The 3,810-nt window shown below is 53.2% G+C and carries 5 protein-coding genes; 1 reads left to right on the top strand and 4 read right to left on the bottom strand.

From position 1 onward, the window contains the following. The 3 genes from Q2B33_RS23510 to Q2B33_RS23500 form a co-directional block, all read right to left on the bottom strand. On the bottom strand, positions 1-409 hold a 409-nt coding region (locus Q2B33_RS23510), incomplete at its 3' end, for an acyltransferase (protein WP_300823331.1). Positions 410-447: 38 nt separating this feature from the next. Further along, positions 448-1,296 (bottom strand): class I SAM-dependent methyltransferase, encoded by an 849-nt coding sequence (locus Q2B33_RS23505; protein ID WP_300574148.1) that lies wholly within the window; start codon positions 1,294-1,296, stop codon positions 448-450. A gap of 117 nt (positions 1,297-1,413) precedes the next feature. After that, a complete protein-coding gene (locus Q2B33_RS23500; protein ID WP_300574144.1) occupies positions 1,414-1,755 on the bottom strand; it encodes a hypothetical protein in 342 nt (113 codons plus the stop codon). 148 nt (positions 1,756-1,903) lie between these two features. Between Q2B33_RS23500 and Q2B33_RS23495 the strand changes: the two genes are divergently transcribed. Further along, positions 1,904-2,407 carry a GNAT family N-acetyltransferase gene (locus Q2B33_RS23495; RefSeq protein ID WP_300574141.1) on the top strand — a complete coding sequence of 168 codons (504 nt, stop codon included), beginning with the start codon at positions 1,904-1,906 and terminating at the stop codon, positions 2,405-2,407. A gap of 11 nt (positions 2,408-2,418) precedes the next feature. Here Q2B33_RS23495 and Q2B33_RS23490 read toward each other — a convergent pair whose 3' ends face one another. Beyond that, a complete protein-coding gene (locus Q2B33_RS23490) occupies positions 2,419-3,654 on the bottom strand; it encodes a helix-turn-helix domain-containing protein (protein WP_300574138.1) in 1,236 nt (411 codons plus the stop codon). Positions 3,655-3,810: the final 156 nt, after the last annotated feature.

The following is a 3,810-nucleotide window of genomic DNA, read 5'->3' as shown; positions in this document are numbered from 1 at the left end:
GCTTCACTATAGGGAGAAAAACGCATTCCGCTATAAAAAGCGCTGGAAGGAACCAGACCACGGAGCCTCCCTTGAGGGTGACGAAGGCCAGCATGCTCCCCCGCACCGTCTCCCAATCGTAAATCCCGTTCCTCCATTCCCTGATAAGCAAGGCAATATAGATCAGGCTAAAACCCAGAAAGGGAATCATCAATGAACGGCCTTTCCGGCAGAGGAGCTCTTTCATGCCCCTTTCCCTTTCCCTGCCATGACTCATCAGCATCCCGGAAATCAGGAAAAAGAGGGGCAGGGCGAAGGAAGAGAGCCACCCCACCACCCTCTCGGGCATGGTGGAGGAATGCATAACGACAATCCCTATGATTCCTGCCCCTTTCGCCATATCCATGTATTCCAGGCGCTTTTTCTCCATATCTTTGTCTCCCTGTACGCAGAGCTCTCCCGGCTTTCTTACTTCATGCCGCGGACGATCATCGTTACGGAAACGGATGTGTCCCACTGCTTTATCCCCTCTCTGTACAGCCGAATCCGTTCCTCATATTTGGAATCGATCACGGATATTATCTCCCCGGCATGGTCGGAGCGGGTGGACTGGATGGACTCTAAATCATTCTGGCGCATTGCCTCAATCATCAGCTCTGCCATCTTTGCGGAATACTTGGGCGCGTCCGGAGTGAGGTCGATGATTGCATATCCGGTGGTCACGTTTGTAAAACCATTCTCCTCCATGGATGCGGGGATTTCGGACTCCGACTTTGGAAATCTGCAGACGTTGAGCTTCTCCAGATCATCTTCCTGCTGCGGAATGCTCTCCCAAAAGGCTTTTTCTTTTTCTGTGGGTTCCAGGCATGGCGCGGTGCAGTGAAGCCCTTTTCGCGCGGACAGGCACAGGCATACCCCGCCTGGTCTCAGCACCCGCCTCTGCTCGCCCCAAAAGGCAGTGGGATCAACATGCTCCTGAACCGTGTTCGAGATGGTGACGTCAAACGTATTGTCCTCAAAGGGAAGATGCGTGGCATCGCCCTCCATGAAATCGACGCCTTTGATGTTCTCTTTCGCAAAGGATATGAAATTGCTGTCCCTGTCGATTGCGGTGACATGCGCCATGGGATACCATCTGTGCATCGCCTCCGCAAGCGCTCCCGGACCGCAGCCAATCTCCAAAATGCGCAGCTTGGCGTTCCGGTCCAGGTCGAACACGCCTTTATACTGCTCGAAGAACATATCGTCAAATCTCAGCTTTCTGCTGAGGTACAGCGTCATGGTTCCCTGCACATGCTCTGACCAAATAGTATTCATCCTTTCTCCTCCTTCGCTTCGGTTCTCCCATTGTACCATAATTTCCTGCGCTTCACAATCTTATATTGCCGCTTCTGTTGCTGTAGGCTGCCATACATAGGCTTCGGCAGCCGGATTTCACGATTTCAGAACCTTTTCCAGAAGCACCTCATATTCCAGCTCCGTACCGGGACTGCATATCTCATTCCTGATAAAGTCGAATAAGTCCCTGCCCTCCCTGTCCGCATATCGATAGATCTCTTTTGCCAGAAATCCGGCTATGAAGTACGCCGCGAAGTAGCCCGGATTCGATACGAAGAAATGGGGCTTTGTCCATCCGTCCCCTGCCGCCCCTTCCGTCTCTCCCGCGGATGCCCATGCCGCCGTCCATGTCGCTGCTTTCCGCCGCCATGTCCGCCGCGGCCAGGACCTGGTCAATGAAGTTGGCGATGCCCATGCCGCGATCCTTTTTTCTTTCATGGAATGCTCTCTGTCCATATTATCATATTTGATTTTACCTTACTACTAAAATATTTTGTGTCTGTTCACACTCTGAAAAGAATGATATACTGAATCAAACGGGATGGCAGCCAAACAGACTGCCACCCAGAAAGCGAGAGGATTATGCATGATTTATTCGAGGGATGAAGATGGACGATATTCTGATAATTTAATTTCCGATTTCTCTGATTCCTTATTCCAGGCGGCATTCAAGCAATATTTCTCTGAACTAGAACTCCATATCCGCGATTGGGACGGCCTGTTCCGGGAGATGAATGCCGATGGCGGCAACCTTGCCTTTGTCAGGACTTCCGAAAGCGGAAATGTCATTGGTTTCATTCAGTTCAAGCCCTTAAAATTCACCAGCGGGTTCTTCGAAGAGACCTGCGGGTTCATACGGGAGTTCTGGGTCGCTGATGAATACAAGAACCAGGCTCATGGCAGCGCGCTGCTTGCACTTGCAGAAGAGCATTTCCTGAAAAACGGCATTTACACCAGCATCCTGACGACGGACACGGCGGCGCATTTCTATGAGAAGCACGGATATATCAGCGCCCCGGGCTGTAAGGCGAAAAACCAGGATGCCGTATTTGTGAAGCACCTGGTGCCGCAGCCGGATTCGGCCAGATAGCCGTCATCTGCCTATAGCCCCACAGTTGGCCTTATCGCCTCCAGCGCCTCCACTTCCAGCTCCCTGCATCTTTGCAGGATGCCGATATAGGCCTGCCGCTGTGCCCGGGCTTCGGCCGCGTCCGCAGGCGTCATGGGGAGCATTTCCTGGACGCATTTCTCACAGATCGACAGTATCTCCTCATATTTCGAGATGGCTGCCGTGAACGCGCTTTTGTCGATATCCTGTATCAGATGCGTACAGAGCTCCAGGAATTCCCTGATCCGGAGCTTCCCTTCATAGTGGATGAAAATATGCGGGAACATGCATCTGATTTCCACCAGCTCCTGACGCGTCTCCCGGCGGAGCTCTTCGCACCAGTTGTCATAGATGACCAGCCCGCATCCCACAAGCGGCTGATCGGTCAGATGCCTCTCATTGCTCAAAAGCCGATATCCCCGCACCAGAGCCTCCCTGCATTTATCAGGGACGGCAATTTTCTTTGAGCCCGGTCTGACTAGCACCAGTTCTGACTCTTTCGCATACCATTCCGGAAAGCCTTTCAGCTGCCCGAAAGACATGACGGAGTTTTTGTCGTCGTCACCGTCCAGAAAAGGGATTCCCCGCAGGATCCTGCCCTGATTGGAAAAACCTGTGGCCAGAATGGTATCCGTGTATTCCCTGGGAATGACGACTACGGGATATCCGCTCATTATATTGTCAGCCGCCATCCGGATGAAGCTTTCCTGGGTGAAGTCCGCGCTGGCATGAACCTGGCAGGTCAGTCCGTATGCCCCAAGGCAGCTTTCCCAGTCGTCGTCAGGCCCCCAGGAATAGCCGAAGCTGATGCCGGAAAACGCGGCCTGGAGGATGTACTCCGTGTCGTCATTTACCTGTCGGTTCATCGTGTCCCTGCGTTCTTCCAATCCCATGAAAAGCTTGATGGCCGACAGTATGGCGGGCTTGGACATGCTGCGGGGCCAGCGCCTGCCTGTAAAATCCGCAATGGGGGCGTATGGCAGCAGAGTCTGCTCAAAATTGGCCCCCGGGGCAGGCACAGGCGCCGGGAAGAGAATCTGGTCTATGGTGCATCCCAGCAGCTCTGTCAGCTCCACAAGGACAGACAGCTCTGGCATGGTATGGCCATTCTCCCATTTGCTCACGGCCTGGGGGCTGATGTTCAATTCTCTGGCTACGTCCTCCTGGGTCAGGCCTTTGTTTTTTCGAAGCAGCGCGATCTGCTTCCCCGCTTTCACATTATCGAACATTTCCGTCTCCTTTCCTACTATTCCGGCCGAATCTGCCTCCCAGCGGAATAGCGACTGTGTTAGTCTTCTTCAATGAATGTCCCTGCAGACGACAATGGCGATTTCGGAATTGTCCCGGAGCGAAACGTCTCCTAGATCGGAAGAGCGTCGTGTAGG

The organism is uncultured Acetatifactor sp. (assembly GCF_948601915.1).
Taxonomy (GTDB): Bacteria; Bacillota; Clostridia; order Lachnospirales; family Lachnospiraceae; genus Acetatifactor.
The sequence above is the reverse complement of the archived record's forward strand: the minus strand, read 5'-3'. Positions and strand labels throughout refer to the sequence as shown.

Coding starts and splice junctions, on each gene's coding strand:
- Q2B33_RS23505 (WP_300574148.1), bottom strand. CDS start 1,296: ATGAATACTATTTGGTCAGAGCATGTGCAGGGAACCATGACGCTGTAC.
- Q2B33_RS23500 (WP_300574144.1), bottom strand. CDS start 1,755: ATGAAAGAAAAAAGGATCGCGGCATGGGCATCGCCAACTTCATTGACC.
- Q2B33_RS23495 (WP_300574141.1), top strand. CDS start 1,904: ATGATTTATTCGAGGGATGAAGATGGACGATATTCTGATAATTTAATT.
- Q2B33_RS23490 (WP_300574138.1), bottom strand. CDS start 3,654: ATGTTCGATAATGTGAAAGCGGGGAAGCAGATCGCGCTGCTTCGAAAA.